At 63.9% G+C, this 2,730-nt stretch carries 3 protein-coding genes; 2 read left to right on the top strand and 1 reads right to left on the bottom strand.

Annotated elements, in window-relative coordinates:
* The first annotated feature begins 448 nt into the window (after positions 1 to 448).
* On the top strand, positions 449 to 991 hold the full coding sequence (locus I71_RS28405; RefSeq protein ID WP_244434104.1) for a GNAT family N-acetyltransferase: 543 nt from the start codon (positions 449 to 451) through the stop codon (positions 989 to 991).
* 3 nt (positions 992 to 994) lie between these two features.
* Here I71_RS28405 and I71_RS28400 read toward each other — a convergent pair whose 3' ends face one another.
* Complete coding sequence (locus tag I71_RS28400; protein ID WP_042702134.1) at positions 995 to 1,501, bottom strand: hypothetical protein; 507 nt, start codon at positions 1,499 to 1,501, stop codon at positions 995 to 997.
* 212 nt (positions 1,502 to 1,713) lie between these two features.
* Here I71_RS28400 and I71_RS28395 point away from each other — a divergent pair.
* Positions 1,714 to 2,730 (top strand): S9 family peptidase (locus I71_RS28395; RefSeq protein ID WP_244434103.1); only part of this gene is annotated, 1,017 nt, incomplete at its 3' end.

Here is a 2,730-nt window from a genome sequence, read left to right as displayed (position 1 = left end):
TCTTCCTGCGGATGAGAGTTCTTCTCCGTTCCCAGGCTTATCAAGATGCACGCCAAACCGTCAATAAGACTTCCATCATTCAACTCATCGCTGATTTATACGACACAGCTCCAGCCAAAAACGATGAACTCTTCCAGGTCCAATGATTTCTCAGTTTTCTGCATTATCGTAAAATTTTATTTTTATTATTTGAATCCGAAGCAAGAGGGTTCACCTGCCCGAAAGCCTTATCCCGAGCGCGCATCGTGGGAACAGCCGGGCAGCATGTAGGGTTGTTTTCGCAAGCCGCCCGAATGGCGGACCGCTGCGGGAAAAGAACCTGCGAGGCATCGGCATCATGGCAACAGCACAGCGCCGCGCTGGCTCCGGCACGGCTATCGACGATCGGTTCGGACAGAAAATTCCGGAAAGGGATGTCCTGGCGGTAGGCAATCGCACGACACTCGTGATGCCCATGACCATCCGTCCCGCAAGACAGGACGACCTGCCGACGCTCGAATGGTACGGCCTGCACACCCCCCATCGCGAGATCATTGCCGGTGCCTTCCGGCTTCAGGAATGCGGGGACGGTGCCATGCTGCTGGCCGACGTCAACGGCTTTCCAGCCGGTCAGATCTGCATCGATTTCCTGCGCAAGCGGCCAAGCGGCCGGGCAACCCTGTGGGCGTTGCGGGTATTCCAGCCCTTCCGGGGCCTCGGCATCGGCACCCGGCTGCTGTGCGCGGCCGAACGGGCAGTCCTCCAGCGCGGCGTTCCGTTCGCCGAACTGGGGGTCGACCGCGACAATGCTGGCGTCCTGCCCTTCTACGAGCGGCTGGGCTATGACCATTGTGGGCGGGAGCGAGGGCAGTTCCTGTACCACACGCCGGAAGGCCGGCTGGTTCGCGTCGCCATCGATCAATGGCTATTGAACAAGCGGCTGACCGAAGGCACCCAACCAACCGACACAGTTCCCAATACAGGTAAGGGCCTGGCACTGACCGACGACTGACCTCTATTCTGCCGCCATCGCGGTTCCGCCCTGCATCAACGCGCCAGTGGACAGCATTACCAGCCGCGCTGACCGTCGGCGCGGAAGGAAGATGCGGGCACCCTCCAGAATGCTCCCCAGTTCGCCCATCGCGTCGGTGGCCATGCACAGCGCCACCGGCGGAAGCCAGCGGTCGAAGAGCTGCGCCGCGATCTCGCCATCGCCGCCTTGGACAGCGGCCAGAGAATCCAACAGTGCGGCTTCATCGGCACTGATGCGGCTGCAGGCCGGACAGCGGATTTCCGGCTTGCGGGCGCCGGCCACCGCAAACGTGCCGAGCACGGCGAACAGCGGCAGCAGCGCCGTGTTCGGCACGCCGGCCACATTCAACCCAATCCGCATCGACGCCATCGCCCCGGCGGTGCCGGCCCGGAACCACTGACGCACGCCAGTCAGCAGTGCCCGTTCCGCGGTCGTCAGGTCCGCCACCGTCCAGGGCGAGGGCCGCCCCTCTTCAACCGTCCCGCACATGCCGTTGCTCCTCCATAGGGTTGTAAGAGCACCCTAACGCTTCCCGCTCACAATTGCGAGTCATTCTTATTTGCGATCCTTTTCCTTGTGACAAAGAATGGCCGTCCGTGACCGTGAATATCGCGGAAAGGTCGCGTTAACGAACGGCGGCAATCCTGAAGCGACCAAGCAGTTCAGGGGGATCGCTGGGCATGAGGCGGACGATTCGGAGGATGGTTCACGGACTGGTTGCGACGATCGGACTGGCTGTCGCCGGTGGCCTGGCGGTTGCCCATCCGGCCACGGCGCAGATCGTTCTGAAGTCCGCCTATGGCGAGGCTTCGCTGGCCGGCCCGGCGAAGGCACGCGGCGCGGTGGTGTGGAGCCACGGCCGCTCGATTGATTCCGAGGATTCAGAGGCCCCCACGCCGATTTACATGAAGGCCTTGCGCGACGCCGGCTGGGACGTGTACCGGCTGGACCGCATGCGCGTCAGCGATACCCTGCCCAACAGTTCCCGCGCTCTGGCCAATTATTCGGAAGCGCTGAAGGCCAAGGGCTACCACCGGGTCGCCCTGACCGGCCAGTCCTTCGGTGCGTTCATCTCGCTGATCGCCGCCGGCCAGACCAATGCCATCGACGCCGTCATCGCCACCGCCCCGGCGGCCTTCGGGAACTTCACCGAGGCGTTCGACAGCTACCGCGAAAATGCCGCCCAGCTCTGGCCGATCCTGCGCGAGATCCGTCGGGCGCGGGTGATGATGTTCCTTTTCCATGGCGACGATTTCGATCCGGGCGGGCGGGCTGAGCCGGCCCGCAGCATCCTGAGCCAGCGTGGGTTGAGCAGCCTGATCGTCGACCAACCCTCGCTGCTGACCGGCCATGGTGCCGCCAACACCGGCCTGTTCGTTCGCCGCTTCGGCGCCTGCATCGTCCGCTTTGCCGAGGAACCGCCCACTCCCAACGACCCGCCCTGCGACGAAAGCTGGGGCCGCAGCCCGAGTGCGGAGATGCTACAGGCCGCCCTGCCCGGCAATGCGTCGGGCTCCGCCAAGGGCAACGACGCCACGACCACGCTGCGCCCCTATATGGGGATGTGGTACGGCAGCTACATCAACGGCCGCGAGGTTGCCTTGTCGGTGGAGAAGGCCGAGGGCGATTCCGTCTATGCCGACTATGTGCTGGGTGCCGGCATGGAAGCCGACCAGCCCGCCGAACGGGTCCGCCGCAGGGGACGGATCGAGAATGGC

The organism is Azospirillum sp. B506 (genome assembly GCF_000333595.1).
Lineage (GTDB): Bacteria > Pseudomonadota > Alphaproteobacteria > Azospirillales > Azospirillaceae > Azospirillum.
This window is presented reverse-complemented; position numbering and strand designations above follow the sequence as displayed.